Annotated in this window: 31 protein-coding genes and 1 pseudogene; 20 read left to right on the top strand and 12 right to left on the bottom strand. The window is 62.6% G+C overall.

Annotated elements, in window-relative coordinates; all coding sequences use genetic code 11:
* Window positions 1–501, top strand: coding sequence for a DUF1097 domain-containing protein (locus AC1DYK_RS20545; protein ID WP_478167984.1), 501 nt, complete (start codon window positions 1–3; stop codon window positions 499–501).
* A 62-nt stretch (window positions 502–563) separates the two neighbouring features.
* Window positions 564–1,457: an SDR family oxidoreductase gene (locus AC1DYK_RS20540; protein ID WP_478167983.1), complete on the top strand. Its 894-nt coding sequence runs from the start codon at window positions 564–566 to the stop codon at window positions 1,455–1,457.
* An 81-nt stretch (window positions 1,458–1,538) separates the two neighbouring features.
* On the opposite strand, the gene AC1DYK_RS20535 is transcribed toward AC1DYK_RS20540, so the two are convergent.
* The 3 genes from AC1DYK_RS20535 to AC1DYK_RS20525 all read right to left on the bottom strand — a co-directional run bounded on the left by AC1DYK_RS20535 (window position 1,539) and on the right by AC1DYK_RS20525 (window position 4,682).
* On the bottom strand, window positions 1,539–2,777 hold the full coding sequence (locus tag AC1DYK_RS20535) for a glycosyltransferase (RefSeq protein WP_478167982.1): 1,239 nt from the start codon (window positions 2,775–2,777) through the stop codon (window positions 1,539–1,541).
* Window positions 2,774–3,418 carry a TetR/AcrR family transcriptional regulator gene (locus AC1DYK_RS20530; protein WP_478167981.1) on the bottom strand — a complete coding sequence of 215 codons (645 nt, stop codon included), beginning with the start codon at window positions 3,416–3,418 and terminating at the stop codon, window positions 2,774–2,776. The genes AC1DYK_RS20535 and AC1DYK_RS20530 overlap by 4 nt, the downstream gene beginning before the upstream one ends.
* 193 nt (window positions 3,419–3,611) lie before the next feature.
* Window positions 3,612–4,682: a DMT family transporter gene (locus AC1DYK_RS20525; RefSeq protein WP_478167980.1), complete on the bottom strand. Its 1,071-nt coding sequence runs from the start codon at window positions 4,680–4,682 to the stop codon at window positions 3,612–3,614.
* A gap of 187 nt (window positions 4,683–4,869) precedes the next feature.
* Here AC1DYK_RS20525 and AC1DYK_RS20520 point away from each other — a divergent pair, with 187 nt between their 5' ends.
* From AC1DYK_RS20520 to AC1DYK_RS20510, 3 genes are all read left to right on the top strand, one after another.
* Window positions 4,870–5,370 carry a hypothetical protein gene (locus tag AC1DYK_RS20520; RefSeq protein ID WP_478167979.1) on the top strand — a complete coding sequence of 167 codons (501 nt, stop codon included), beginning with the start codon at window positions 4,870–4,872 and terminating at the stop codon, window positions 5,368–5,370.
* Window positions 5,345–5,965, top strand: a complete 621-nt coding sequence (locus tag AC1DYK_RS20515) for a DJ-1/PfpI family protein (RefSeq protein ID WP_478167978.1) — start codon at window positions 5,345–5,347, stop codon at window positions 5,963–5,965. The genes AC1DYK_RS20520 and AC1DYK_RS20515 overlap by 26 nt, the downstream gene beginning before the upstream one ends.
* A 117-nt stretch (window positions 5,966–6,082) precedes the next feature.
* Window positions 6,083–6,637: a P-loop nucleotide/nucleoside kinase family protein gene (locus tag AC1DYK_RS20510; RefSeq protein WP_478167977.1), complete on the top strand. Its 555-nt coding sequence runs from the start codon at window positions 6,083–6,085 to the stop codon at window positions 6,635–6,637.
* A gap of 112 nt (window positions 6,638–6,749) precedes the next feature.
* Here AC1DYK_RS20510 and AC1DYK_RS20505 read toward each other — a convergent pair whose 3' ends face one another.
* Complete coding sequence (locus AC1DYK_RS20505) at window positions 6,750–6,962, bottom strand: hypothetical protein (RefSeq protein ID WP_477650517.1); 213 nt, start codon at window positions 6,960–6,962, stop codon at window positions 6,750–6,752.
* A 476-nt stretch (window positions 6,963–7,438) separates the two neighbouring features.
* Between AC1DYK_RS20505 and AC1DYK_RS20500 the strand changes: the two genes are divergently transcribed.
* Window positions 7,439–8,287 carry an alpha/beta hydrolase family protein gene (locus AC1DYK_RS20500; RefSeq protein ID WP_478167976.1) on the top strand — a complete coding sequence of 283 codons (849 nt, stop codon included), beginning with the start codon at window positions 7,439–7,441 and terminating at the stop codon, window positions 8,285–8,287.
* 148 nt (window positions 8,288–8,435) lie between these two features.
* Entirely contained in the window at window positions 8,436–8,765 is a 330-nt protein-coding gene (locus AC1DYK_RS20495) for a cupin domain-containing protein (protein WP_478167975.1), read from the top strand.
* Window positions 8,766–9,190: 425 nt separating this feature from the next.
* Here the strand turns inward: AC1DYK_RS20495 and AC1DYK_RS20490 are convergent, their stop codons facing one another.
* A complete protein-coding gene (locus tag AC1DYK_RS20490; protein WP_478167974.1) occupies window positions 9,191–9,862 on the bottom strand; it encodes a YdeI/OmpD-associated family protein in 672 nt (223 codons plus the stop codon).
* A 209-nt stretch (window positions 9,863–10,071) separates the two neighbouring features.
* A pseudogene (locus AC1DYK_RS20485) lies at window positions 10,072–10,694 on the bottom strand (MSMEG_1061 family FMN-dependent PPOX-type flavoprotein).
* A 317-nt stretch (window positions 10,695–11,011) separates the two neighbouring features.
* Here AC1DYK_RS20485 and AC1DYK_RS20480 point away from each other — a divergent pair.
* The 5 genes from AC1DYK_RS20480 (at window position 11,012) to AC1DYK_RS20460 (ending at window position 13,773) form a co-directional block, all read left to right on the top strand.
* Complete coding sequence (locus AC1DYK_RS20480; protein WP_478167973.1) at window positions 11,012–11,290, top strand: hypothetical protein; 279 nt, start codon at window positions 11,012–11,014, stop codon at window positions 11,288–11,290.
* A gap of 71 nt (window positions 11,291–11,361) precedes the next feature.
* Window positions 11,362–12,447, top strand: a complete 1,086-nt coding sequence (locus tag AC1DYK_RS20475) for an IS630 family transposase (protein ID WP_478167972.1) — start codon at window positions 11,362–11,364, stop codon at window positions 12,445–12,447.
* Between the two features lie 47 nt (window positions 12,448–12,494).
* On the top strand, window positions 12,495–13,040 hold the full coding sequence (locus AC1DYK_RS20470; RefSeq protein WP_478167971.1) for a DUF1444 domain-containing protein: 546 nt from the start codon (window positions 12,495–12,497) through the stop codon (window positions 13,038–13,040).
* Window positions 13,041–13,331: 291 nt separating this feature from the next.
* Window positions 13,332–13,589: a hypothetical protein gene (locus tag AC1DYK_RS20465; RefSeq protein WP_478167970.1), complete on the top strand. Its 258-nt coding sequence runs from the start codon at window positions 13,332–13,334 to the stop codon at window positions 13,587–13,589.
* A gap of 61 nt (window positions 13,590–13,650) precedes the next feature.
* The gene (locus AC1DYK_RS20460) at window positions 13,651–13,773 is read left to right on the top strand and encodes a hypothetical protein (RefSeq protein WP_478167969.1); all 123 of its coding nucleotides are present in this window, start codon (window positions 13,651–13,653) and stop codon (window positions 13,771–13,773) included.
* A gap of 443 nt (window positions 13,774–14,216) precedes the next feature.
* On the opposite strand, the gene AC1DYK_RS20455 is transcribed toward AC1DYK_RS20460, so the two are convergent.
* Window positions 14,217–14,591, bottom strand: coding sequence for a hypothetical protein (locus AC1DYK_RS20455; protein WP_478167968.1), 375 nt, complete (start codon window positions 14,589–14,591; stop codon window positions 14,217–14,219).
* 299 nt (window positions 14,592–14,890) lie between these two features.
* On the opposite strand from AC1DYK_RS20455, the gene AC1DYK_RS20450 reads away from it, so the two are divergent.
* Both AC1DYK_RS20450 and AC1DYK_RS20445 read left to right on the top strand, forming a co-directional pair.
* Window positions 14,891–15,280 (top strand): GNAT family N-acetyltransferase, encoded by a 390-nt coding sequence (locus AC1DYK_RS20450; RefSeq protein ID WP_478167967.1) that lies wholly within the window; start codon window positions 14,891–14,893, stop codon window positions 15,278–15,280.
* Window positions 15,277–15,939 carry an SLOG cluster 4 domain-containing protein gene (locus tag AC1DYK_RS20445; protein ID WP_478167966.1) on the top strand — a complete coding sequence of 221 codons (663 nt, stop codon included), beginning with the start codon at window positions 15,277–15,279 and terminating at the stop codon, window positions 15,937–15,939. Before AC1DYK_RS20450 ends, AC1DYK_RS20445 begins: the two co-directional genes overlap by 4 nt.
* Before the next feature lie 103 nt (window positions 15,940–16,042).
* Here the strand turns inward: AC1DYK_RS20445 and AC1DYK_RS20440 are convergent, their stop codons facing one another.
* From AC1DYK_RS20440 to AC1DYK_RS20425, 4 genes are all read right to left on the bottom strand, one after another.
* The gene (locus AC1DYK_RS20440; protein ID WP_478167965.1) at window positions 16,043–16,426 is read right to left on the bottom strand and encodes a nuclear transport factor 2 family protein; all 384 of its coding nucleotides are present in this window, start codon (window positions 16,424–16,426) and stop codon (window positions 16,043–16,045) included.
* Between the two features lie 336 nt (window positions 16,427–16,762).
* The gene (locus AC1DYK_RS20435) at window positions 16,763–17,128 is read right to left on the bottom strand and encodes a YcgJ family protein (RefSeq protein WP_478167964.1); all 366 of its coding nucleotides are present in this window, start codon (window positions 17,126–17,128) and stop codon (window positions 16,763–16,765) included.
* A 77-nt stretch (window positions 17,129–17,205) separates the two neighbouring features.
* The gene (locus AC1DYK_RS20430) at window positions 17,206–17,370 is read right to left on the bottom strand and encodes a hypothetical protein (protein ID WP_478167963.1); all 165 of its coding nucleotides are present in this window, start codon (window positions 17,368–17,370) and stop codon (window positions 17,206–17,208) included.
* A 471-nt stretch (window positions 17,371–17,841) separates the two neighbouring features.
* Entirely contained in the window at window positions 17,842–18,486 is a 645-nt protein-coding gene (locus AC1DYK_RS20425) for a cysteine hydrolase family protein (protein WP_478167962.1), read from the bottom strand.
* A gap of 403 nt (window positions 18,487–18,889) precedes the next feature.
* Here AC1DYK_RS20425 and AC1DYK_RS20420 point away from each other — a divergent pair, with 403 nt between their 5' ends.
* The 6 genes from AC1DYK_RS20420 (at window position 18,890) to AC1DYK_RS20395 (ending at window position 24,082) form a co-directional block, all read left to right on the top strand.
* The gene (locus AC1DYK_RS20420; RefSeq protein WP_478167961.1) at window positions 18,890–19,927 is read left to right on the top strand and encodes an IS110 family RNA-guided transposase; all 1,038 of its coding nucleotides are present in this window, start codon (window positions 18,890–18,892) and stop codon (window positions 19,925–19,927) included.
* A 789-nt stretch (window positions 19,928–20,716) separates the two neighbouring features.
* Entirely contained in the window at window positions 20,717–20,926 is a 210-nt protein-coding gene (locus tag AC1DYK_RS20415; RefSeq protein WP_478167960.1) for a hypothetical protein, read from the top strand.
* 978 nt (window positions 20,927–21,904) lie between these two features.
* Window positions 21,905–22,822 (top strand): DMT family transporter, encoded by a 918-nt coding sequence (locus AC1DYK_RS20410; protein WP_478167959.1) that lies wholly within the window; start codon window positions 21,905–21,907, stop codon window positions 22,820–22,822.
* Window positions 22,823–23,077: 255 nt separating this feature from the next.
* A complete protein-coding gene (yidD, locus tag AC1DYK_RS20405; RefSeq protein WP_478167958.1) occupies window positions 23,078–23,404 on the top strand; it encodes a membrane protein insertion efficiency factor YidD in 327 nt (108 codons plus the stop codon).
* Between the two features lie 97 nt (window positions 23,405–23,501).
* Window positions 23,502–23,792 (top strand): hypothetical protein, encoded by a 291-nt coding sequence (locus tag AC1DYK_RS20400; protein ID WP_478167957.1) that lies wholly within the window; start codon window positions 23,502–23,504, stop codon window positions 23,790–23,792.
* 80 nt (window positions 23,793–23,872) lie between these two features.
* Entirely contained in the window at window positions 23,873–24,082 is a 210-nt protein-coding gene (locus tag AC1DYK_RS20395) for a DUF4287 domain-containing protein (protein ID WP_478167956.1), read from the top strand.
* 96 nt (window positions 24,083–24,178) lie between these two features.
* Here AC1DYK_RS20395 and AC1DYK_RS20390 read toward each other — a convergent pair whose 3' ends face one another.
* Window positions 24,179–24,418 (bottom strand): hypothetical protein, encoded by a 240-nt coding sequence (locus AC1DYK_RS20390; protein WP_478167955.1) that lies wholly within the window; start codon window positions 24,416–24,418, stop codon window positions 24,179–24,181.
* Window positions 24,419–24,590 lie beyond the last annotated feature (172 nt).

Raw genomic sequence — 24,590 nt, 5'->3', positions numbered from 1 at the left:
ATGCGACAGCCTTCGTCCGACGCGGCCGCCCCGCGCTTCTTCAGTCTCTCCTATTCGTCTTTCACGGCGGCCGCTGCCGTGGTCGCCGCCGCTGCTTCGGCGATGGCCATGGTCCTCGAGCTGCCCGTCTGGGCGATGTTCGTCGGCTGGGTGGCCTTCTATACCCGTGGTGTCACAGCGCGCGACGGCGTGTTCAACCTCGTCTGCGTGAGTCTGGGCGTGCTGATCGGCAAGGGCGCAGCCGTGGCCATCGGTGCACTGGCACCGGTCGTGGGCGCCGCGGCGCTGCCGGCGGTGGTGCTGGTCGTCGCGCTCATCGTGGTGTCGATGCGCAGCGTGCCGCGCATCAACAACCTGCTGTGCTACTTCCTCGGGCTGATCGCGTTCTTTGCGGTCCACCAGCCGCCTTCGCTGTCGCTGTTCGCCACGCTGGCCGGCGCGGCCGCGCTCGGATCTGCGGCGGCATGGGCGGCCCATGCGCTGCAGCGCCGCATGCGCTAAGGCCAGGCGCTTTCCTTCCAGTTTCCTTCCCGTCCTCTCACATTCATTCCAGGAGTTCCATCATGCAATCCGTCATCCTCGTCACTGGCGCCGGCACCGGCATCGGCAAGCTCACCGCCCAGTCCCTCGCCGAAGCGGGCCACATCGTCTATGCATCGATGCGCGACATCGCGGGGCGCAACAACGGCCGCGCCACCGAACTGCGCACCTTGGCCAAAGCCAGGGGGCTTGAGCTGCACCCACTCGAACTCGACGTGCTCTCGCAGGCATCCGCCGATGCCGCCGCGGCGACCATCGTTCGCGAGCAGGGACATCTCGACGTGGTGATGCAGAACGCGGGCCATCTCGTGGTCGGGCCGAGCGAGGCCTTCACCCCCGAGGAGATCGCGACAGTGTTCGACACCAACGTGCTCGGCGCCCAGCGCGTGAACCGCGCCGTGCTGCCTTACCTGCGCCGGCAGGAGTCCGGGCTGATGCTGTGGATCAGCAGCACGACCACCAGGGGCGGCTTCCCGCCGTTCATGGGCCCCTACGGCGCGGCCAAGGCTGCGATGGATTCGCTGGCCGTGACGCTGGCCTACGAGATCGCGCGCTTCGGGATCGAGACCTCGATCGTCGTGCCGGGGGCGTTCACCCGGGGCACCGACCACTTCCCGAGCGCGGGAAAACCCGCTGATGCGACGACCGCCGCCGCCTACAGCCGCTATGACGGCGTGATGGACCAGATCGGCGAACGCCTCTCGGCCCTGACGCCCGACGATGCCGACCCGCAGGCCGTGGCCGACGAGATCGTCCGCATCGTGGGCCTGCCGGCCGGCACGCGGCCGATGCGCGCGCTGATCGACTTCGTGGGCGACGGCGCCACCGAAGTGTTCGAGGTGTCCGAGCGCGTGCGCATCGCGTTCGCGAAGCGCATCGGCATGGGTGACCTGCTCGAAGCCAGAGTCCGCCGCTGAGATGCGCAAGCCAGTGGGCCTGCAATGTCGGTCCTGGACCGGACAGGTTGTGCGCAGAGCGGGAGCGCTCGGACGTCGCAGTCAAGCGGCGCCGGCCCTCAGAATCCGGTCGATCGCTTCCACGCCCTGCGTCAAGCCGTCTTCCGCGCGCATCTGCTCGCCCAACGCCTGCGCGGTCGTCCGAACCGCCGAACGCCCGGCAAACGCGATCCCGCGCGCCAGATCGTCCGCGCGGAGGCGATGGCCTGCCACCGCATCTGGCGCCACGCCAGCCTGCGCCAACCGGTGCGCCCAGAAGAACTGGTCGCCCGCGAACGGCACCACCACCGATGGCACCCCCGAACGCGCCGCCGAATGCGTGGTTCCCGATCCGCCGTGATGCACCACCAGCGCCATGCGGGGAAACAGCCAGTCGTGCGGCGCGTCACCCAGCACATGGAAGTTGGCCGGCAACCCCTGCACGTCGATCTCGCTCCAGCCAGGTTGGAGCACCGCGCGCCGGCCCGCCACGCCATCGATCACCGTCTGGCGCAGGCGACCGGCGTCGAAGCCGGTCATGCTGCCGAAGCCGATGTAGAGCGGTGGCTCGCCTGCTGCCAGAAATGCGCTCAATGCGGGCGGTGGCTGCCAGTCGGGCGCAGGCGGAATCCACTGACCGCAGACCGTTGTATTCGCGGGCCAGTCGAGCGGCCTCGGCACCAGGCTCGGCGAGAAACCATAGACCATCGAGTGCGTGGTCCACATCCGCCGACGCGGCGGCAGGCCGCACACCTCGGCGCGCGCCGCGTTCACCGCCGCCCGGAACGCGCGCCACAGCATCGCATTGACGAGGTGATGGCTCACGCGGCGCAGCAAGCGCGGTACCTGCGCAGGCGGCAGGAATGGCGATGCAAAGCAGCGGGTTGGCGTGAGCGGAAACATCCCCGCGCCGATGACCGGCACCCGGAGCGCTTCGGCGGCCGAAAGCCCCACAAAGGCGGCCAATCCGGAACACACGATGGCATCGCAACCGCGCGCCGTCTCGACGATCTGGCGCAGCCATGCCGTGGCGCTGGCGTTGGCGATGTCGGCGAGGGCCTGGGCGGCCGCGCCTGGCCGGTTGCTCGCCACCACGTTGGCGATCGCCCCACCCGTTCCCACCGCGCCGCGGATGTCGCCGTCGAGCGCCTGCGAGCGCACGCCGAGCTTGCGAGCGGTGCCGAGCGTCGACGCGTCCGCCAGAAACACCGATGAATGGCCTGCATCATCGAGTGCACGGCAAAGCGCGGCGAGCGGACGTGCGTCGCCCTCGGTGCCGTAGGTGACCACTGCGATCCTCATGCGCGCTTGCTCCTCTGCGGTTTGCCGGCGGCGCGGGCACCGTCGACAAAGATCTGGACGATCACCCTGATCTCGTCGGCCAGCACCAATCCGGGCAGGGTCAGCCAGCGCATCAGCGCACCAAAGTACAAGTGGTGCAGAAGCGATGCCAGGTGCTCGGCTGGCACGTCGGCGCGCAGCGTGCCGTCGTGCTGTGCGCGTTCAATCAGAAGAGCGAAGAGCCCGGCCAGATCGCGCGGCCGCCCTTCGGCTTTGCAGCCCTCGAGTTCGCTCTCGATGTTGAGAAATCGAAAACGGAAATAGGCAAGCAGGTAGGCTCGGTAGCGCTGCGACCATTCGACCGACGCTTCGAGCAAACGGCCAAGCCGCGACTCGAAATCTCCAGGCCTCTCGATCACGCCGCGCAGGCGCTCCGTGTCGGCCGCCAGTTCCATGTGCACCCAGTGCGCAAGGACCGCCTCCTTGGCTTCGAAGTGGTTGTAGAGGGTGCCCTTCGCCACATCGGCCTGCAGCGCGATCTGCTCCATGGTGGTCGCGTCGTAGCCGTGCGCCTCGAAGAGCTGCATGGCGGTCGTCGCTATCTGGTCGAGTATCTGCGCGCGCCGCCGCTCGCGGCGGCCAGGAAGATTGGAGGCTGGCAAGGTGGAATCCGAATATGAACGTCGTCCAAGTTTATACAACGTATAACGTTCTTTGGGACGACGCCCCATCGCAACAGGTGAGATTCGGCCTATATCGGTCCTTGATCCGAGCAAACAAATTCGCAAACGACGATCCAGGCAGCACGGGGCGCGCAAGGCCCGTCGGACGCAACGATGACGGCCAAATCGCCCTTCAGTGCGGGTGCGAATGCACGTGGCGGTGATGGATGTCGGGATAGTGGGGATGTCGATGGGTCTGCACCTCATGCTGGTGCGGATGCGTGTGAGGTTCTGTCCCGTCCCATCCGAAAGCGTGCTCGTGCTGGTGGTGCTCGTCATGCCTGTGACTATGAGCGTGTACCTGCGGAAGGTGGGTGTGTTCGTGCTCGTGTCGTTCCCGCACGTGTAGCCATACCCCAATGGCCATCAGTGCAGCGGCGGCCCAGAAGAAGGGGCCCGGCAACCCGGGCCATAGCACCAGCGAAATGACGACACCAAAGAGCGGTGCGACCGAGAAGTAGGCGCCGGTTCTTGCAGTGCCAAGCGTCCGAAGCCCAACCACGAAGAGCGTCAGGCTGAGACCGTAGCCAAAGAATCCCACCAGCAAGCTGAAGCCCACCGCCGGCAGAGTCGGCAGCGCATTGCCGTTGACCCACGCCAAAGCGGTGTTGCCGGCACCCGCCAGCAATCCCTTGAGGCACGCGACGAGCATGGCGTCATTGGTCGAGACTTTCCGGGTAAGGTTGTTGTCGACGGACCAACACAGGCAGGCGCCGACGATGAGCAATGCGCCTGGCGAAAACGTCGCACCGCCCGGCTCCCACGACAGCAGCACGCCGCCGGCGACGATGGCGACCATTCCCAGAACGATTTGACGGTCGGCATTCTCCTTGAACACCAGCCAGGCGATGACGGCGGTTAGGACACCCTCGACGTTCAGGAGGAGCGAAGCCGACGCTCCGCTGGCCTGCGTCAGTCCCAGCATCAGCAGCGCCGGCCCAAGCATCCCGCCGAAGAAGATGGCGCCGAAAAGCCATGGCAGTTCCTTGCGCGGAATGCGCAAGGAAGTGGCCGGCTGGTCGCCCGTCCGCTGCTTCAACCGCCGTAGCATCAAGAGGGCACTGAGTCCGAGCCCGCTACCAAGGTACAGGAGGCCCGCGAGCAAGAGCGGCTGAATGTCACCCACGAGAAGCTTGGCCAGTGGCGTGCTGGCGCCAAAGAGCAGAGCGGCAGCGAGAGCGGGGGTGGCAGAGCGGACGGACATGGATGGGAAGCATAGACCGGCGAACGCCCCTGTTGTCGACCAAGTTTTCCCAAGGCGGCGCGTCTGACCTTCGGTGGCGCATACGCAGTCCTGCCCCACATCTAGCCGGGCAAACCGGGGGCGTCCATGTACGGACCTTGCGCGGAGGGATCCAGTGCGAGCTGCTCGCTCCCAAAGACCATAGAAGATGAGCTTCGAGAAGAACGCAACGATGCTTGAGTATCGAGTTACCAAATACGACCCAGCCATCCGCAGCGACGGAGGAAGGTACACCGAGTGGACCTCCGTCAGCGATGTCGGCGCCGCTTTCGATGGGACCGTGCTGACTCAAACGGCCTACGAGGAGGTTGAGGCGGCGTACATCGCCGTCGCCACCGCATTCCTTCGGGAAACAGACGTTGCCTCGGTGTCAATCCGAGGGCTGGAGCATCGAAAGGACGGGGAGCCTCCGTATTCGGAAGGAGACTCCCTCACGCTGATAGACGCCGGGGCGATCATGGCCAAAGTCCTCCGCGAGGACCTCTGGTGCAGGCTTGAGGGCGACGGGGCGTTCGTCCACTTTGGATGGGGTGCGCTGGCAGCATTTGGCACCAACGGCAGCGGGCCAAAAGCCGACGTACAACTTCGCCTACCATGTGCAGACAAATCACCGCGGACGCCCCATGCACATCGCCATCCTGACCTTTGAGGGCTATAACGAGCTCGACTCTTTCGTGGCCCTCGGCATCTTGAATCGCATCAAGAAGCCCGGCTGGCGCGTTTCCATCGCCAGCCCTTCGGCCAAGGTGCGCTCCATGAACGGTGTCGTTGTGGAAGCTCAAGCCACGCTGCAGGACGCGGTCAGCGCAGATGCGGTCGTCGTTGGAAGCGGGCTCCTCACACGGGATGTCGTAGCCGACCCAGCGCTGATGTCGCAACTGGAGCTGGACCCGGCGCGGCAACTGCTTGCTGCGCAGTGCTCTGGCACCCTTGTCCTTGCCAAGCTTGGTCTACTCCAAGGCGTTTCCGCCTGCACCGACCTGACCACCAAACCCTGGGTGCAGGAGGCCGGTGTGGACGTGCTCAATCAGCCATTCTTCGCACGTGACAACGTCGCCACGGTGGGAGGTTGCCTAGCATCGCCTTATCTGGCCGCATGGATTATTGCGCGGCTTGAAGGTGTCGAGGCCGCTGAGAGCGCGCTTCACTACGTTGCACCTGTGGGCGAGAAGGAGCAGTTCGTTTCACGGGCGATGAGCAACATCCTCCCATTTCTGCCTGCCACGGTACTCAAGGCTGCTTGAGACTCGCTGGGCCTTGAAGGGCAGCGACGGGCCCGAAGCTTCACGAGGCCGACAGGCTACAGCCGGCCAAATGCCGACCTTCGCTGAGGCCGTTCAAATGAATGAAGAAACGCACTGATGCCAGGCTTCGTTGTCGTTAGTGGCCTTCCTGCCAGCGGCAAATCGATGCTCGCGCGGAGCTTGGCGCAGGAACTGGGCCTGCCTTTGCTCGACAAAGATGACTTTCTCGAGGCCCTTTTCCCGACGACAGGCGTCCACGAGGAGGCTTCGCGCCGACAGCTCAGCCGACAAGCGGACGCGAAACTCCAGCACGCGGCCATGCGTCTACAGGGCGCCGTCGTGACCTCTTGGTGGCGGCATCCCAGCTCAACCAGCGACTCCGGCACACCAGTCGCGTGGCTAAGCTCCCTTGCCACAGTCGTGGAGGTGTATTGCCGATGCTCCGCGGCGGTGGCGGCATCCCGGTTTCCTGCGAGGTCTCGCCATCCAGGCCACCTTGACGCCTTGCGAACCCATGCAGAACTGCTGGAGACATTCAGGCGTCAAGAATCGCTTGGTCCCCTCGGCCTTCAACGCTGCGTAGTCGTCGATACCGAGGGCGACGCCCAGCCCAGAAGGGTCGGTCAGGTCGTCGCTCAGGTGCTGGCGGAAGGTTCTGCCGGCGGCGCCTGAAGTCGCTTCCGCAAGAGGCAGAATGCGGCCAGGTGCCGCCGCTGGCGTCCGACCTTCAGTTCAGCGGTCTGAAGACCCGTCTAGCCCACATAAGGGCGGACCACCGGCCGCCTTACAAACTCGGTCTGATGATTCCGAGCATCAGGTCCGCGTTGAGCTTTGCGAGCTCTTGAACGAGGGACCACTGCTTTGTCATCAACTCCGCGAACTGCGGGTTGGCCGGATTGGCCATCCCTGACAGGGCAAGTTTTGCTGTCTCCTGAGCAATGTTTTGCTGCTCAGCAAGGATGTTCCTGACGCTTGTGTTGTATTCGTCCAATGTCATGCGAAGGCTCCAAAACGGGCAAACGCCCAAGTAGCATCTTAGGCTTCTTGTGTTCGCGGCCCCGGTTTTCGAGCCCAACGCTTTGGGTCTCGACCGGTTGAATCCGCAGCCAGGACCGGACATTCAAGACGGCGTCCCAGCTGACCTGCAGACACACTATGAGCCTTAACAAGCCCCCTCAGTGAGCACGTCGAAGTGCCCGACGCCTTGGTAGTCCGCCCGCGTCATGAGCGGGCGGTCAGACTCGCGAGGATGGCGAGGCCAAGGCTCGTCGCCAGAGCGAACGAATTCTTTGAGACCTGCGATGGAGCAGACGCATCCCGCGGCAGCGGGACATGCTTCCGGCCCCTCTCGTATGACCAAGCCTTGCTGACCCCCTTCGGCTACAGTCGGCCAGAATCGGCCGTTCATCGAGCGGCACCTCCTCTACCCCTCCTCTACCCCTCCTCTACCCCTCATCTACCAAGTAAACGGCCATGGAATCAGGCGTCCGCCAAATTGCGATACGTGACCCGCAGAGCGGTTCGTCCTTTCCCGCTGTCGTCCAGTATCCGAGCGAAGTCTCGCCCACCGGAACTTCAATCGGGCCGTACCACTTCAACGCCACCCTCGACGCCCTGATCGCGCCTGGCCACTTTCCGGTGTGTGTGATCTCGCATGGCGGCGGTGGCTCCCATCTGCTCTATCGCTCCATTGCAGGCTACTTGGCGAGGGAAGGTTTTATCGTCGTGAGCCCTGAGCATCCGGGGGACAACCGAAACGATGGCTCGCTCTCGAATACGGATGCGGCGGCCGCGAACCGCCCACGCCAAGCATCGCTGGCCATCGACGCTGTTCTCTCGGACGAGTTCCTCGGGTCTGTAGCAGATGACCGGCGAATTTGCGCGCTGGGGCATTCAATGGGCGGCTATACGGCTCTAGCGTCAGTGGGGGGGAGTCCATGGTCTCGAACAGGGAGCCCGATCGCAGTGCAGGCCGATGCGCGGGTTCGGGCGGCTGTGTTGCTTGCCCCATCGATGGACTGGTTCCTGGCCCCTGAGTCGCTTGCCGACGTCAGGTCACCGATCCTGGTAATCACTGGCGCGCAGGATCAGATCACCCCAGTGCAAAGGATCGAACAGGCGCTATCGACGCTGCCCAAGGGCGTCCTGCACGATTTGATCGTCGTTGACGGAGCAGGCCACTATTCTTTCTTGACGCCTTTCCCAGCCAGTATGCGGCGGCCCGGATTTCTACCGGCCACCGACCCGGACGGTTTCGATAGGGAACGGTTTCACGCGCAGTTCCCCGCGACTATCCATGAGTTTCTGATCGGCGTCCTGTGAAGCAACGAACTAGGCGGGAGCTACAGCGGAAAAACTGAAGTCGGCCAAGACGGGAAGTTCCTCACGCCCTGTCAGCACCGTGGCGACGATTGCAATGCCGGCCGTGTAGGCGGACACTAACCGGCTCATCCAAGAGCTTCATACCCACATGGCAATTCCACACGCTTCTCCCGGGCAAGCGCTCGACGTACGTCCGTTGGGTGGTCGCCTTTCGACCGATAAGACGTCGGCGCTGTTCAAGTCGGTAGACCTTGAGGTCATGCGACTGGTGCTGCTTGCGGGAAAGTCTCTGCCGCAGCACAAGGTGCCCGGCGAAATCACGATTCACTGCCTCGAAGGCAGCCTCGACGTTGAACTCGATGACGCCACCGTGAGGCTGGAGGCAGGGGAGTTGCTGTTCCTCACCGGGAACGCGACGCACGGCGTCAAAGCAGTGACCGACGCCAGCGCGCTCGTGACCATCGCCCTGAAACCCTGATATCGCCTGTTGGAGACCCTTGCGCCGAATCGTTCGCCCCGAGGGCAGAATGCGGCCAGGAGCGGACACATGATTGCCGCCCCTAAAGGCTCACGGTTCCGCCAGGAGTTTCAATGCACTTGACACCATCAAAGTCCGCACGTGCCTCGCCGGCGGCCGCGACGGGCGCGCACGCCATCGGTACAGCCGCGTTGGGATCCATCCTGATTGGCGCCGCGGCCCTCGGTGCCCTGGCCATCGGAGCCTTGTCTGTCGGTCGGCTCTTTGTGGGCCGGGCTCGAATCCGCCGGCTGGAGATTGACGAGCTTGTTGTTCGCCGCATTCGAGTCATTGAACAGCTGACGCCGCCGCCAACATCGAAGCCCGGTCGCGTCATCGAGGATTCGAAGCCAGTTGTCGAGTCCGTGAAAACACGGACCGAAGCGTCAAGATAGCCGCGAGGCGGCTACCGGCCAAATGCGGACCTTGCCGCCCGCTAATTGTTTGCGAGCTTTTTTGGCGGGATGAATCGCCTCACCTCGCTCGAGCATGCCGACGAATCTTTCGATGCGCTGGAGACGCGTCTTCTGCGTCTTCGCGTCCTGTATCCTGTAGAGGATTGCAAAGCGATTGGCGCCATCGAGCTCCTCGAAAAAGCGCTTGGCCGCAGGAGATGCATCAAGTGCCACCTGCAAATCCGCAGGGACGGTTGCAGTGCTCTGGGGCGCGTAGGCTGCATCCCAGCGCCCATCCGCTTTGGCTGCCTGCACCTGTGTCAGCCCAGATGGAAGCATCCGGCCCTCTTCGATGAGTCTCAACGCTGCTGTGCGATTAACTTCCGACCATTTGCTCTTTGGCGAGCGCGGCGTGAATCGAACCAGCCACCATTGGTGGTCATACTTGTCGAGCTGACCATCAATCCAGCCATGACAAAGAGCTACGTCGATAGCTTCCTGGCGGGAGACACTTCGTGCCTCGGCCCCCTTTTTAGCGAGCTTGAGCCAAAGGCCCTTTGATGCGGCTGCTTCGTGGGTCAGCCACGTTCCCCAGTCCTCGGCGGATGCGAACGCGATGACCGGGAGGCCGCCCCTCACTTCATTCACTGCTGCGGAGACCATGCGCTCAGTTTACCCCGCGCATGGTGAGCGCTCGTCGTGGCTGAAGTGGCACATTGAGCCAGAACCGTCGCTGGACTGCATCCGAACCGGCAGAGTGCGGCCAAGACCAGAGACGCGCAGTTCGAGTTCAGCAGTCGGCCAGGAACAGTCCTTCGACGTGTGCATCGTGTCGCCGCTGGTTTTCGGCCCGAGGGAGCGCCGCTCGGCGCTCAGGTCGAAAGGCTTTGTTCGCCTTCGAGTTGCAGGCGGTAGCGCTCTAGCATCTGCGCCTGCGACTCCGTCGCCGGGCCGGCGCCGATCTGGTCATGGATCATCTGGTTCATGCTGGGCAGCGCATCGCGCGACCCGAACGTGCCCGCCTGCCACAACTGCGAACGCATGAAGGCCTTGGCGCAGTGCAGGTAGGCTTCGCGCACAGCGACCTCGATCACCAGCTTCGGCTGCTGGCGCTCGTGAGCGAAGCGGTTCGTGAAAGACGGCTCGTCGTGCAGCTGCGCTGTGCCATTCACTCGCAGCGTTTCGTCCACGCCGGGAATCATGAAGATTAGCGAGATGCGCGGGTCGACCAGCAGATTCTCCAGCGTGTCCAGCCGGTTGTTGCCGCCCGAGTCGGGTAGCAACAACGTAGCGCCGTCTTCGCTGGTCTTGACAAAGCCCGGCGCGCCGCCACGCGGCGAGACATCCAACAATGCACCGCCCGTCCCCGCGCTGGCGATGACGCAGAAGGGCGCCAATGCGACAAAGCGTCTGTCGTGGATGTCAAGGCGGTCGAGTTGCTACGCTCACCTGGCGCGGCGTAGAGGGCACGCAGTTGCGCCAGGGTGTTGATCATCGTTCGTTCCCGTTTTGCTCTCCCGCTCATTTTGCACTAGCAGATGTTGCATCAACAGGCAAAGCTCCCACGAACACGCAGAGTCTGAGCACGGCGGCAATGAACTTGACGACTAAGTCTCCGCGCAAGACGAAACGCAGAGTCAAGGGACGGTGTGGAGCGTGACGAGTGACCGTTCGGGGCCCAAAGCTCCGATGCAGCGACCGGCTACAGTCGGCCACAACCAGTCATTCGGGCAGACCGCCAAACTTTCGCGCCGGGCGGCGGTCCGGCTAGCATTGTGACCCCGCACTTTCCGGATTACCCATCCTGCAGCCATGTCGTTTCTGAAAAAACTCTTCGGTGGGCGCGCTGTCGCGCCATCAGCGCCTGTCGGCATTGCTGCCTACGCGGAGGGATACGCCGCGCATGTCCGCCGTGCCCTACCGGGCACGCGCGTCGAAGTCGAGCATGGCGCCACAGCCGGCCTCACGCGCGTGCACTGGACCTTTCCGGAGGGTGGGCAGATGAGCACCTTCCTGGGCAATGCTTATGCACGCTACCTGCAGCAGCCCGATGCGATGAATGCGCTTTTCGCCGAACACCTAGTGTCGTGAGTTAGAAGTTCGTTGAACTATCTTTGAGCCCGCGAATCTGTCGTGTATTGTGGCCACACGACGAGGCGGCGATGAGTGGACGACCCAAGACCCAATTGGTGCTCACTGAGACGGAGCGGCAGGAACTGATGGCCCTGACGCTGCGGCGCAAGACGTCGCAGGCCCTGGCACTGCGCGCGCGCATCGTGCTGGCCTGTGCGGACGGGCAGGACAACAAGGTCGTCGCAGCGCGGCAGCGCGTAGCCCCGCAGACCGTCTGCAAATGGCGCGCCCGCTTCGTCGAGGACCGACTCGACGGACTGCTCGACGCGCCGCGTTCGGGTGCACCACGGACCATCGAAGATGCGCAAGTGGATGCGGTCATAGCCAAGACGTTGGAGTCGATTCCCGAGGGTGCCACCCACTGGAGTACGCGGACCATGGCACACGAAACGGGCCTGTCGCAGACGGCCGTCTCTCGCATCTGGCGTGCCTTCGGCCTGCAGCCTCATCGCCAGGAGACCTTCAAGCTCTCCACCGACCCCATGTTCGTTGACAAGGTGCGCGACATCGTCGGCCTGTACATGGACCCACCGCTGATGGCGATGGTGCTGTGCGTGGATGAGAAAAGCCAAATCCAAGCGCTGGACCGCACGCAACCGTTGCTGCCCTTGGCGCCGGGTATCCCGGAGCGGCGCACCCACGACTACGAGCGCCACGGCACGACGACGCTGTTTGCGGCGCTGGACATCGCCACCGGAGCGGTCATTGGCGAGGTGCATCGTCGCCACCGCAGCGCCGAGTTTCTTCAGTTCCTGCGCACCATCGAGGCCAACGTATCGCCGGTGCTGGACATCCACCTCGTCATGGACAACTACGGCACGCACAAGACGCCATCCATCAAGACCTGGCTCGCAAGGCATCCGCGTTTTCATGTGCACTTCACGCCCACCTCGGCATCGTGGCTGAACCAGGTGGAACGCTGGTTCGCCACGCTGACCCAGCGCTGCATCCGCCGCGGCACACATCGCTCGACGCGACAACTCGAGCAGGCCATCAGGCAGTACCTTGAAGTCAACAACGCGAAACCGAAGCCCTTCGTCTGGTCCAAACCCGCCGAGGACATACTCGCCAGCGTCGAGAGATTTTGTCTGCGAACTTCTAACTCACGACACTAGCCGATGCGCGAAGAACGCAGCAGCAGGCCGACAGCCCCACAGCTCTCTTGCGAATACTTCCCGTCCTGAAGACCACCGGCTGGCAGCAGGCTTCGCAGGCCCAGCTCGCGCGCGGCAATGTGCCGATGGACCAGTGCCCGGTTCTGGGCGCGCTGGCTGGATCGCTGGTACTTGCTTACGTCGAAGACACGCCCGAGGCGATGCGCTTCATCACGCCGAGCCGGCTTGACAGCCTTGGCATGGAGTTCGCGGCGTTGAACACCGCGGCGTTCGAGAATCTGACGACCTTGCTTCCCCAACTGCGAATCGTGGGCGGCGGCCGCCGCTATGCCGTGCGGCTTGATCACAACTACGACGCAAGCATGATCCTCATCTTCGGGCATTGGCGTGAACAGGTTCCCGTGTCCGGCGACCATGTGTTTGCCATTGCTGCGCGCGATGAACTGCTGGTTTGCGGTAGCGAAGACCGGGATTCCGTCGCGAGCCTGCGCGACATGGCGAAAGAGATTGCAGCAAAGTCCGCCTATCCTTTGGCCGACGAGTTGTTCGTCTGGCGCGACGGGCGGCTGCAGGTATTTGGTGAAACGGACTGAATTGAGCGGAGCTTTCCAGTGGAGTGAGCCGCCATTGAGGTCGCGGACGATCGCCAATTCATGGGTCGCGGCGCGCCGATTGACCGCAGATGACGGACCTGGACGGGCTTTTGCGCGACCTCCATCCGAACGGGCAGCCTGCCGCCGAGGGCCACTACCGCGCGGGCCAGGAAGTCGGAATTTGGCGATTCTGGAAGCCTGACGGAACCGAAGAGCCGAGCACAGACTACGGCGAGTGGCGGCCAGGACCGGTCACTTAGCCATCCTCGCAAAATCACAACAGGAGCGAACGTGGTCTTCCTCGCAATCACCCCCAATGGCCTGAAAGATGCGCTGCGTGAAGCTACGCGTTCGGGCACCGCGGTTTGGTGTGGCGCCGATGCCGTTTCCGAGCAAGACTTCGCCGCGCTGAAGGGGAAAGGCCTGACGCGTTTCGCCTATGCACTTGGAGGGCGCGACCCGCTGGTCTTAGAGGGCGCGCTCGATGCCATCGGCCAGCATCACCCCGATGAAGTCGTTTGGGTTGAAACCGCGGCCTCGGCAGGCTGACCGCACCCGGCCATGAGCGGACCTTCGCTGAGCGCCTCCAGTTCACCATCCAAGTCCAAGTATGAGCAGCATCGGTGTCATTGTTTGTGCATCGCAGGATATTGAAGAGCTCGCCGCCGACTGGCTGCCGCAGCCATTGGGCGCCCGGCTCTACGACAGCGAGGAAGGTCGATTCATAATTTGAGCGACCGCCGCAAGCGGCCATGACCGGACATTGAACGGAGGAGCCCACTTGGAGAAGTTGAGCAGGGAAGAGATGTTGGTGGCCTTTGTACGCGGTTTTTGAACCCGCTGGGAAGCAACTCTCGTCGCGACAGATTGACGGATACCTGTTGTCGTTCTGCGCGAGCTGCCCTGACCCAGTCCGTGCGATGGACCTGGTCTTGGAGGCGCCTGTCGGCTCCACAATTGAAGCGGTTCTGGAGCAGGCGCTAGCCCTTCCAGAACGAACTGTGGACACTTGGAGCCCTTCCGAACTTGCCATGGACCACCCGCTGCGCAGAACTAGCTTCAGCAGCTATTCCGTGTGCGGCCAGGACCGGACCTTCCCGGCTGCCCCAAAATCTATCCAGGAACCCGCTACCCCCGACGCGCCAAGTCGCGGCGGCTACAGCTGGCCGGCTGCGGTCATTCGGCGACCGAGTCGAGCGGGTCCGGTTCGGCGTACTCTCGGTCGAGCAGACTGCCGGTCGCTTTGAACCAGCATATGGAGTCATGAGCGGCGATGACTGTCAGCTTGGCGTTTTCGGACGCGCCCGGGTCGGCCAATGCGGCCCACTTGGCGCTATCGGCTGCCTGCTCAAGCTCAAATATGGCCTCGCGTTGGCCCGGGCCAGAGTCGCCTTCCAGCGCAGGCCGAGTTTTCGAGAACTTCCGCCGAAACTCTGCTACGACGGCTACGAGAACGGGAGATGCTAGGCCGTCCGCTGTCAGCCCGGCTTCGGCCGCGGTCAATCGGTTTTGGAGTTGGACGCAGACCTGTTGCGCAATCGTTGTCGTCATGATGCCCTTCCAGTCAGCCCGACCGACCCTGAAAAACACCCCAAACGGCCTTCTACGGGATTCCCGCCGTCTCTCGCTCTCAGCCGGGCACTGCGGGACAGGGGTGTAGTGCTTTGTTTTACACACACAAATTGTAGTCAGGCGATTCGACCTCGCAAGATGCAGACTGCCCGCTGCTGGTCCCTTCATTCGCCGAGTACAGCGTTCCGCTTCGGACAGGCCGCGCTGCGGGACACTATCGGCCAGGACCGGACCTTCGCATCAACGGCACAATCGCGTGAATTTCACGAGGAGCAGGTATGCAGGTTCGCAGCATCGCTGCTTCCGATTTCGACGCGGTCCATCGCCTGCTCATGACCAGCGGGTGGGCCCATCGAGTCGGTGACGTCAAGGACCTCGGCCGACTGATTTCGGCGTCACAGCGAGCGGTGGTTGCGGTGGCAGACGACGAAATCGTCGGCTTCGCGCGCGCGATTACCGACGAAATTTCCAACGGGTACGTGTCCATGGTCGTCGTCGCTGAGCAGCATCGACGGCGGGGCATCGGGCAGGCACTCGTTGAACGCCTTATCGGGTCTGAACCGAACATCACCTGGGTGCTTCGGGCGGGAAGAACGGGCGCTGCAGAATTCTTCGCGAAGCTAGGCTTCAGCGCCTCATCGACCGCCATGGAGCGCTCGCGACGATGACCGCCTTACGGAGGGAAGTCCGACGCGGGAAGGCAGAATGCGGCCAGGAGCGGACTTTCTGGCCCTACGCATACCTGTCGCTATCCATCAAAAGGCACGCATCTCCGACCATGACGACACCATTCACTCGCCGGCCTCAAGTTTGCGTTCTTGGTAGTGCCGAACCGGGCTCCTCGGCGTTTGAGCGCGCCCGCGAAGCCGGCGCGCTCTTGGCTTCGCTCGGTATGACCTTGGTGAGCGGCTGCGGTAGTCCCGCAACAAGAGTTGCTGCCGAGCGTGCTATCGGGGCGGGCGGTCTGGTATTGAGCATCGTGCCACCTGACCACATGCCGCCCCCAGATTGGCCAGCAACGGTGGTTGTGCCCTGCGGCATGGGTGACGCGCGCAACTTGCTCATGGCCTTGTCTGGTGATGCCTGCATCGTCATTGGCGGGAGGGCCGGCACCATTTCTGAGGTCTGTCTTGCGTGGCTGCACAGCCGTCCACTGCTACCTCTCGTAGGACACGGGGGATGGTCTGATGGTCTGCCGTCAAATCCGCCGGACGAGCGAAAAAACTCGGAAATCTTGCCCTGGACCACGACAGCCGAACTCGAGGAGCAACTGCGCAAACTCGGATTGGTCCAGACACGAACCGGGGAGGCTCGAACTGGCCTATAGAGGAGTTCGGCTCCGACCGGCCAAGAAGAGACGGTCGACCTCAAGCCTCAAACCCGACGTCCATCCGGCCGTGCTTTGCGTCGGAAACGGTTGAAAGTGAGCGCTATGTCGCCGGAAGTGGCGAGCGGTTCTTGCGGTACGAGTTCTTGACCGCAATTTTTTCTTCCCGGAATGTGAACACGTCGCAGCCGTTGACCTCGATGCGCGAGCCGTCCGCCCGCGTCCCGGTGAATGTCCATTCGGACACACCGCGGTCGCCGCAAACGAAGTGATGAGGGTAAAGCCACTGTGCGTCGGGAAATGTCTTCCAAACGTCGGAAAATGCGGCTTGGACGGCCTCTCTGCCGATGTACGGGGTTCCGCAGACATCGGGGCCGGCGGACGCTTCGAACACACAGTCGTCCGTCATGAAGCTCATGAGCGCTTCAACATCGTGGCTGTTCCAAGCATCGGCGAAGACCTGCAGGTTTGCAACGGTGACATTCATATTTCACCTCCAATTTGGTGTGACGTGGGAATTGTTGCTCAAGTGAGCCGGCCGAGGCATTGAAAAGCTCAAGCGCACCGGTAGCATGGCGTTCGGTCAGAAGTCGGCCAGGACCAGTCCTTCGCGCCGACTGCTCAGTTCGCCCGAAAACGGCCTTTGCCGATCAGCTTGGCTTTCTCCGGCGCGCAATGAGTGCGCCCTCGATCGCTTCACAAGGTAGCCGCCGTGTTCGGAGTGGCCGCCAGGCGCATCGCAACATCCTTGCAATTTGCGCTCACCGAGTTCGATGACAGCAGCGAGGCCATGCCGATTGGCAAGACCGGGGTCTGCGTCAAGTCAAAAGATCCCAAACAGCAACTCAGTGTACTTCTTGTTCACGGCCGCGCTGCGTTTGCCATCGGCACCGTAGTACCGATCTGCTCGGCATAGGCGCTCTTTAACGTCGCAGAACACGCCGTTGGCAAAGGTGAACTCGGTCCGGTCGAAGTCCCCCTGTGAGGCCAGCTTGGTCGCGGCCTTTTTGCCGAGGTACTTTTGGGTGAGCTCGAGCGAAATTCCTTTGCCATTGGCACACACGTAGCGGTCGCAGAGGACGCGCGGCGCTGGCGATCGCAGCGCGACCTGCTTTGCGGCGTGGGCGGGGACAGCGGATACGGCGATCAGAAGAGCCAGAGACAACGGAAAGTGGCGTGGGATTTTCATGCAGGCGGATTGTGCTCGGAACAGGTCGCTCGGCCCTAGAGGCACTGAGCGGCCACAACCGGTCGCTCGGACTTGGGTTACGTCTTGGGCGGCGGCCGCGCGTCCTTGCGGGCAGGTTCGCTGCCATCGTCGCGATAGCGCAGTTGGTTGCCGACTCGGCTCGGGTACTTCAGCGCATCCATCGATCCTGCTCGTCCCGTGAAAGGGCGCATCTCGCTGCCGTTGTACGTTTCGCGGTGCATGGGGGGCCTGGGTCCGATCGTTGGCGCCGCAGCGGATATGCGCTGCTCGTCTTGCCCTCGCAGCGCCTCGCTCCCCTTGACCGTGATCGTGTGTAGATGGCTTGGAGTCCCGCCGTGTCGGGGGCTGGACACTTCCCGGACGTAGCCCTTTGCACGCAGTGCCGCCAAATCTTCGGCAACCGATCGGCCCAGGCTCTGGCCGATGGCGTTGCCGAGAGAGAGGTCCATGCGGGCAACTGCGCGCAGAACGGCGAGATGGTCCGGGGTGAGGAAAGCAGAGGATGGGGGAGTCATCTCGCATTCTCCACGCATCGCGCCACAAAGCGAAATCGAAACATCGACCCGAGTTCGCAGCAGAGCCTTTCGGAGTCGTTTCCTGTGACTTGATTCGGGCCACAAGCTGCTGACCGCGAACGGCTGCTATTCGGCCCGGCTGATGTGCTCTTCGGTGTCGCTCACAGAAGCGCACAATCAGCGGCGTAGAGCGAGGGAGCGTCGCAAGATGTTCGCCTCGGTGAAGATCGCGTCCCCGGCGAACTCCAACAGCTTGACAGAGCCACGCGCAGCGTCCTCGTTCCCGTGCCCGCACGCATCGGCGACGATCACGGGAATGAAGCCGAGATCTGCAGCGTGTCGGGCGGTAGGCTCGATGCCGATTTCCATGGCAAGGCCGACGATCGCGATCGCGCGGATGCCACAGTCACGCAGCGCAAAGGACAACGGCGTTCCTTCGAACGCGGACATCGCAATCTTGTCGAAGATGGGCTCGCTTTGAAGCGGCGCGAGCTCAGGGACGATCTGGAACCCTGGCGAGTCGCGCAGAAACCATGGCTGCACGTCGTCGGGGCTGTCGAGACGTTGCCAGCTCATCGCCATCCGATACTGGAACGAACCCATAAACTCGCGCGGCAAGGACAGGTGCCGCGTGAAGCACACGCGCATCCCGGCTTCGCGCGCGATGGTCAACACGTCATGCACGCGCGCAGTGAGAGCGGCGCCATCCGACACCTGGCTGACGATCCCGACTTGCATGTCGTACACGAGCAGAGCCATGTCCCTGGGATTGCAGACATCGTCGAGCGTGCGCGGGATGGTGAGACCGAATGCTTTTTCCATCGCGTTGCTCCTGGCCAAGCTGGCAGGCCACAGAGGGTCATCCATTGCATGCATGCTACACGCTCTGGTCCCCTTCGGCCACCTCGGCTCCGAGTCTTGCACGTTTTCTGCGCACCTGCAGGAGTTCCAGAGACTGACCGCCGCCCTAGACGCGGCGCGCGCGGAGGCGGAACGCTTGGAGGAGCAGCTCGCCAAGCTCCGATCGGCGCAGGAGGTAGCACCTTGGCACGCGGCCGGCCCGAGTCGCTAGCTGCAACCCGGCCCACTTCAGGCCCCGTGATACCGCCGGCGCCTTGGGCTACAGTCGGCCAGAACCAATGGGATGGACGCCCCCACCCGTACCGGCATCAACGTGCCAAAGTGGAAGTGTCACCAACCACTTGAACCGAGAGGGGCGTCCACCATGAAGATTACGACTGTTGGCATCGACCTGGCAAAAAATGTGTTCCAGGTTCACGCAGTGGATGAGCATGGCAAGGTCGCGATGCGTAAGCAGCTGCGGCGCGACCAGATGACCACGTTCTTCGTGAATTTGCCCCCGTGCCTCATCGGTATGGAGGCGTGCGGCAGTGCCCACCACTGGGCCCGCACCCTGCAGGGCTTCGGCCACACGGTACGCTTGATGTCGCCACAGTTCGTCAAGCCGTATGTGAAGAGCAACAAGAACGACGTGGCTGATGCGGAAGCCATCTGCGAGGCCATCACCAGGCCCAGCATGCGATTCGTGCCGGTGAAGAGCGTCGAGCAGCAAGCCGTGCTGTCGCTGCATCGCGCGCGCCAAGGCTTTGTCATCGCCCGAACGGCGCAGGCGAACCAGATTCGCAGCCTCCTCAGCGAGTTCGGCCTGGTCATCCCGAAGGGCATCTGTCACGTTGCCAAGCAAGTCCCCGAGCTGATTGAAGACGCGAGCAACCAGCTGCCCGGAACGTTCCGCCGACTCATCGCTCGCCTGACCGAGCACCTCAAGGAACTGGACAAGCTGGTCGACGAGTTCGAGGACCAAATCAAGGCTTGGCACCGCAGCAGCGAGCTCAGCCTCCGGCTCGAGAAGATTCCCGGCATCGGGCCGCTGGGAGCCAGCGCCCTGGTGGCCTCCATCGCGGATGCGAACAGCTTCGATAACGGGCGACAGCTCTCGGCCTGGCTCGGCTTGGTGCCGAGGCAGCATTCGAGCGGAGGCAAGCCAACGCTGCTGGGCATCAGCAAGCGCGGCGATGTGTACCTGCGCACATTGCTGATTCACGGCGCGCGCTCGGCCATCGTGGCGGCGCAGCGAAAGACGGTGAACACCAACGTGTGGCTTGCGAGCCTGCTGAACCGACGACATCCGAACGTGGCCGCGGTCGCGCTGGCCAATAAGAACGTGCGAACGGTTTGGGCGCTGCTCGCCCACGGGCGAGAGTTCCGAGCGAGCTACATACCGCCGCAGCTCGCGGCGTAGCAGCCGCGACCCAGCAACACAGACGACAGGAGTACCGACCCACCGATTGCTCAGGCAATCACGCAGTGATGGCAAGACAGGTAAGACCGTGGTTGGCGAAGCCCAGAATGTCTGAAGCACTTGGAGTGCGGAGAACCGATAGAGGAGCCGACCAGCAAACCCCATCAGGGACAGCGGCGAGAAGCCGCATCGAAAGTCCGAATGTACGGGTGCAATCGAACCTTCATGTCATCATCAACTGATTGCTTGGCAAACCGGGGGCGTCCATGTACAGCCATTCGACAAGGCGACAAGAATTCGGGGCCGCACTCGGAGAACACCATTTCATACCACGACAAGAAATACGAGGTTTACGTTGTGCTCGGTGCGCCTGGCGTGTTGCCATGGCAATGGATGGTGTGGCGGGAGATTGAGCCGCTACTGTCCTCCTTTGTGAGCTCTCCTCGGGGAAAGCCATTTGCCCGGTCGAGCCAGACGATGGGTCTGGGAAAGCAGCACCGGTCGGTGGCGTTCGGACGGATGGGATGGGACCAAAAGTCACACGGTAGTTGGACTCACGGTTCACCTACTAACGGCTCCGACGCAAAACTTTGGAATTTCCTTGGAACCGAAGTTTGGGCGCCTTCCTGGAACGTATGCGAGAAGAGTCTTGAGGCTCCGGATTTCTACCTACGTGTCCTCCGCGCACCACGTTGCCAACAGGACCGCACGCCTCAATTCAGCTCCATCCTAGTGGTTGCGCTCGCCGCGTCCTCCCCTGATGCTCGCCGAGCCGAACTGCGTGCGGCAATGACCACCATTGCAAAGCTCCTAAAAAGTCCCTTTTCGGTGTGGAAGCATCGAGCTTGGGGCATCTCGGTCGGACTTTCCGGCAGCTTTCGGGATGCTGTGCAGGATTTCGGAGTCGGTCCTGGTCTCTTCAGGATTGCAGACCCTCACGAACGGAAACTGAGCCTAGACACCTTCGCCGAGACCTGGGCGACCCTCTACCAGATTTGAACAACAGTGACCTGCAACCGCGGACAGATGCCGGCCAGGAGCGGTCGTAAACCAGAGCAGGAGAACATGTTCTGAAAATCCAGTATTGCGCGGAAGAACGGGCGTTCCCTTGTTCGCACCAATAAAGCGACCACCGCTTGATTGGAGCTATCTCACAAGCATCGTTCTCTTGCCGCTCCGCAATGACATTGGCTACATGGCCATCCGATACGAGAGCTTTGAAGAGCAGCGCATCGATGGCGATTCGTTCTGCCACACACTTCAAGATGCCAAGTTGTACGCGGCGGAATCGTTTAACGCAGCTGAAGCAGATTGGCAGCAACTGTCACGCGAGAATGCTCTCCAGATTCCGTGTTCCATTCTCGGGAAGAGAGTGAGCCCGGACGATTTCTAATGAGGCGGTCCATAATGGGCGTCAGCCTCCGGCCAACAGCGGAAGTTCGCTACGGCCTTCAAATTCGCCATGCCAGGACCCCTATAGACTTGCTCGTAGCTATCGTCTCCCTTGCGAGCCGCCAAGGATGTGACAACCTCCTCCCGCTTCTCGTCCGCAGAACAATGCCTCAAGACCGAACCGTGTTGCACACCGGGCGTGACCTGCGCATCGAGCGGGTGCGGTCACATCCGGCATCGACCGAGTGGAGCGGCGTCTATGCGACGGAAACGCAGAGATTCGTGCTTCCAATGAGCGATGCCGGCCTTGACCTCAGAGCCCACGAGGAGACCTGGCTGGTCGACGGGCTGACAGCGATGCGATTGAGCAGCAAGCTGGCCTACCAAGTGCGTCCCGGTAGGCAATCCGTGCGTGAAAGCCTCGTCGTAAGTGGGCGTCGTCTGGACGCCTGTGATGCCGTGCCGGCGTTCTGGCTCCTGTGCCCTCGTACTCTTTTTCGGGTGCCAAGCCAAGCCCGACTTGCCTTTTCTACCCGGGTCTGAACGAGACGCCCTGACTGCGCACGAATTTGATAGCGGCGAACAATGCCGGTCGAAAAAATCGCCTGGATGAACCGCAGTCTTTTTGTCGGACTTCTCGCCGCCTTGGGCGCCGCCATCATCGGCAGTGGATGGCAGTTGGCAACGCGCCATGGGGTGTCGACGACGCTGGGCCCGCTCGAACTTGCGTTGCTGCGCTACAGCATTCCGGCGTTGCTGCTTGCTCCGGTTTGGTTTCGAGCGTCAATGGTCCTGCCTGCGGGACGACGCTGCACGCTTGCGCTCTTGGTGATTGGCGGTGGTCTGCCGTTCGGAATGCTGGTGCTCGCGGGGGCGCAGTGGGCCCCTGCCGCCCATATGGGAGTCTTCATGGCTGGCAGCATGCCGCTCTTTACAGCGCTCGGGGCGTGGGCAATCAGGGGCGAGCGAGTACGAGGCCTGCGTCTGGTCGGCCTCGTCTGCATCGCCGCCGGCATGATTTTCTTTGCCTTGAGCAATCTGCACGGCGACAGCTCAAGCTGGCGCAGCGATGTGCTGTTCCTGTTGGCGGCTGTGCTCTGGGCAACCTATTCGCTGGCCTTCGGCCAGTCTGGTCTGACGCCTTGGCAGGGCGCCGCCTTCGTCAACGGCTGGTCTGCCTTGCTTTTGATGCCTGTCCTGGTCGGCTTTGGCGCCACCAAACTGCTCACTGCGCCATGGACCGACGTCGCCCTACAGTCATTCGGCCAAGGCGTCCTCGCCGGAATGGTGGGCCTTGCTGTCTACGGCGCGGCTATCGGGCGGTTGGGCGCGGCGCGTGCTTCGCTGTCGGCCGCGCTCGTCCCGGTTCTGACGACGCTGGGGGCATCGTGGCTCCTGGATGAGCCGACTACGGGTGCAACGCTCGCCGCGTTGACCCTGGTCGTTCCCGGCGTCGCGATGGCCAGCGGAGCTTTTCGACGAACTGCAGCGAAACTGGCTTGACCAAGCGACGCTGTGGCAGGATGCGGCCAACTGCAGACCTTCGTCATGAGCTTACGTTTGCGAATTGGAATCGCCTTTCTTGCAGCCATCGCGCTGATTGCTGCGGGAGTGTGGCTGGGCCGCGAGCTTTCCGTCGATAGCTGCCTGGACCGCGGAGGTTCTTGGGACTACGACCATTCCCGGTGCATCATGGCGGCGCCGTAGGCCCGCAGGCGTCCATGTACAGACATTCAGCATGGACGTCCAACGAGGCACATGAAGACCTTCGCGATAGCTGCCATTGACGGATACCAGCGGTTCATTTCGCCATACAAGGGCTTCGGCTGCGCACATCGAGTGCGGACGGGCGGAGCTTCCTGTTCTCGGTTCGCAAAGCGAGCGATTGCTCGCCTGGGGATGATTTCCGGCCTGCTCGTCACAATTCGTCGCTTTGAAGCATGCGCCGCCTCGGCAGGAATTCTCTCGAGTGTGGAAGGCCGACCAGCCACGGCGCCGCCGGAGGGTCCCGCAGAGCCTTGCCCGCTTTGGTCTCGCTGGGGCGCGGGAAAGCTGTCAGGGTGCTGCGCGTGCTGGCCCGGCTAGGTCAGAATCCGGCCAGGAGCATCGGTGATCGGGCGGGGTGATTGACCCGAAGGGTTCTCTTCCTAGACTCGTAGGCCTACTACGAAGGAGAGCTTGAATGACCTACTTCACCGGAATCGATGTGTCCCTGAGATCCGTCTCGATCTGCGTCGTGGACGACCACGGCGAGGTCTGTCGAGAGGGCAAGGTTGACGCGCATGTCGACGTGGTCGTCGATTGGCTTCACGCCTTTGGACCGGGGACCGACTGCGTAGAGAAGCGTGACCTGCACCGAGACGTTCTGTTCGACGAAACCAAATACCGAGATACTCTGTGCTTGACAAACTGGCCCGATCGGAGAAGCGGCCCTTCGTCCTGCGGCAGAATCAGGTCAAAACTGGTCGTCTAGGCCGGGGCATGCAACTCGGTCCAGGACATTGGCCTTAGGCCCTGCACGAACACCACTCTCACCCTTTGAAGGAGCCTTCCATGGCCGAGACATCCAAGGTAAAAGGACCTGCCTCATACTTTCCTTCCATCGAAAAGACTTACGCCAAGCCAATAGCGCATTGGATGGATATTCTTCAGAATGCGGGTCCGCTGAAGCACATGGAGCTCGTCAACTACCTAAAGACCCAGCACCAAGTCGGACACGGGCACGCGAACGCCTTAGTTGCGGCGTTCCTCACGAAGAAGTAGCGCGTCACGCGCGTCAAGAAACGTGCGACAGGCTACATCCGGCCATCTCCGGACGCTCGGGAGTGGCTTCTTTCCGGCGGTCTATCAGACGGTAGATCAATTCAACGACGGTTTTCTGCGCAGCCGGTACCACTTCTCGTCGGGCCTTAGGATCACTTCCAGCAGTTTCGGCAAACTGAAATACGAAGGCTCCACGTCGGTGATCTCCCAGGCGGAAAACGCGGCTTCGACCTCGCTGCGGTAGGCGCCACGAATCAAGGGCCGAATCCGTCTTGGCCACACGAGCAGCAGCATAGTTGCGTCAGATGCGGAGACGGCTGTGACTTCCTGCCCCATCGCGATCTGCTCTTCGGGTTGAATGACCTGCCCCCTCCTGCCGTGCCATTCATAACGAGGAAGTCCGGGGTTGCAAGATTAATTGATCTCGGTGGTTGTTGAGCTGGATCGAGCTGCGTCGCCAGCGCGCTGGCGATGCAGCTCGGCGAACTTCGCCGGTGGCATTCGCTGG

This window comes from Variovorax sp. P2_H12 (assembly GCF_056403395.1).
This window is presented reverse-complemented; position numbering and strand designations above follow the sequence as displayed.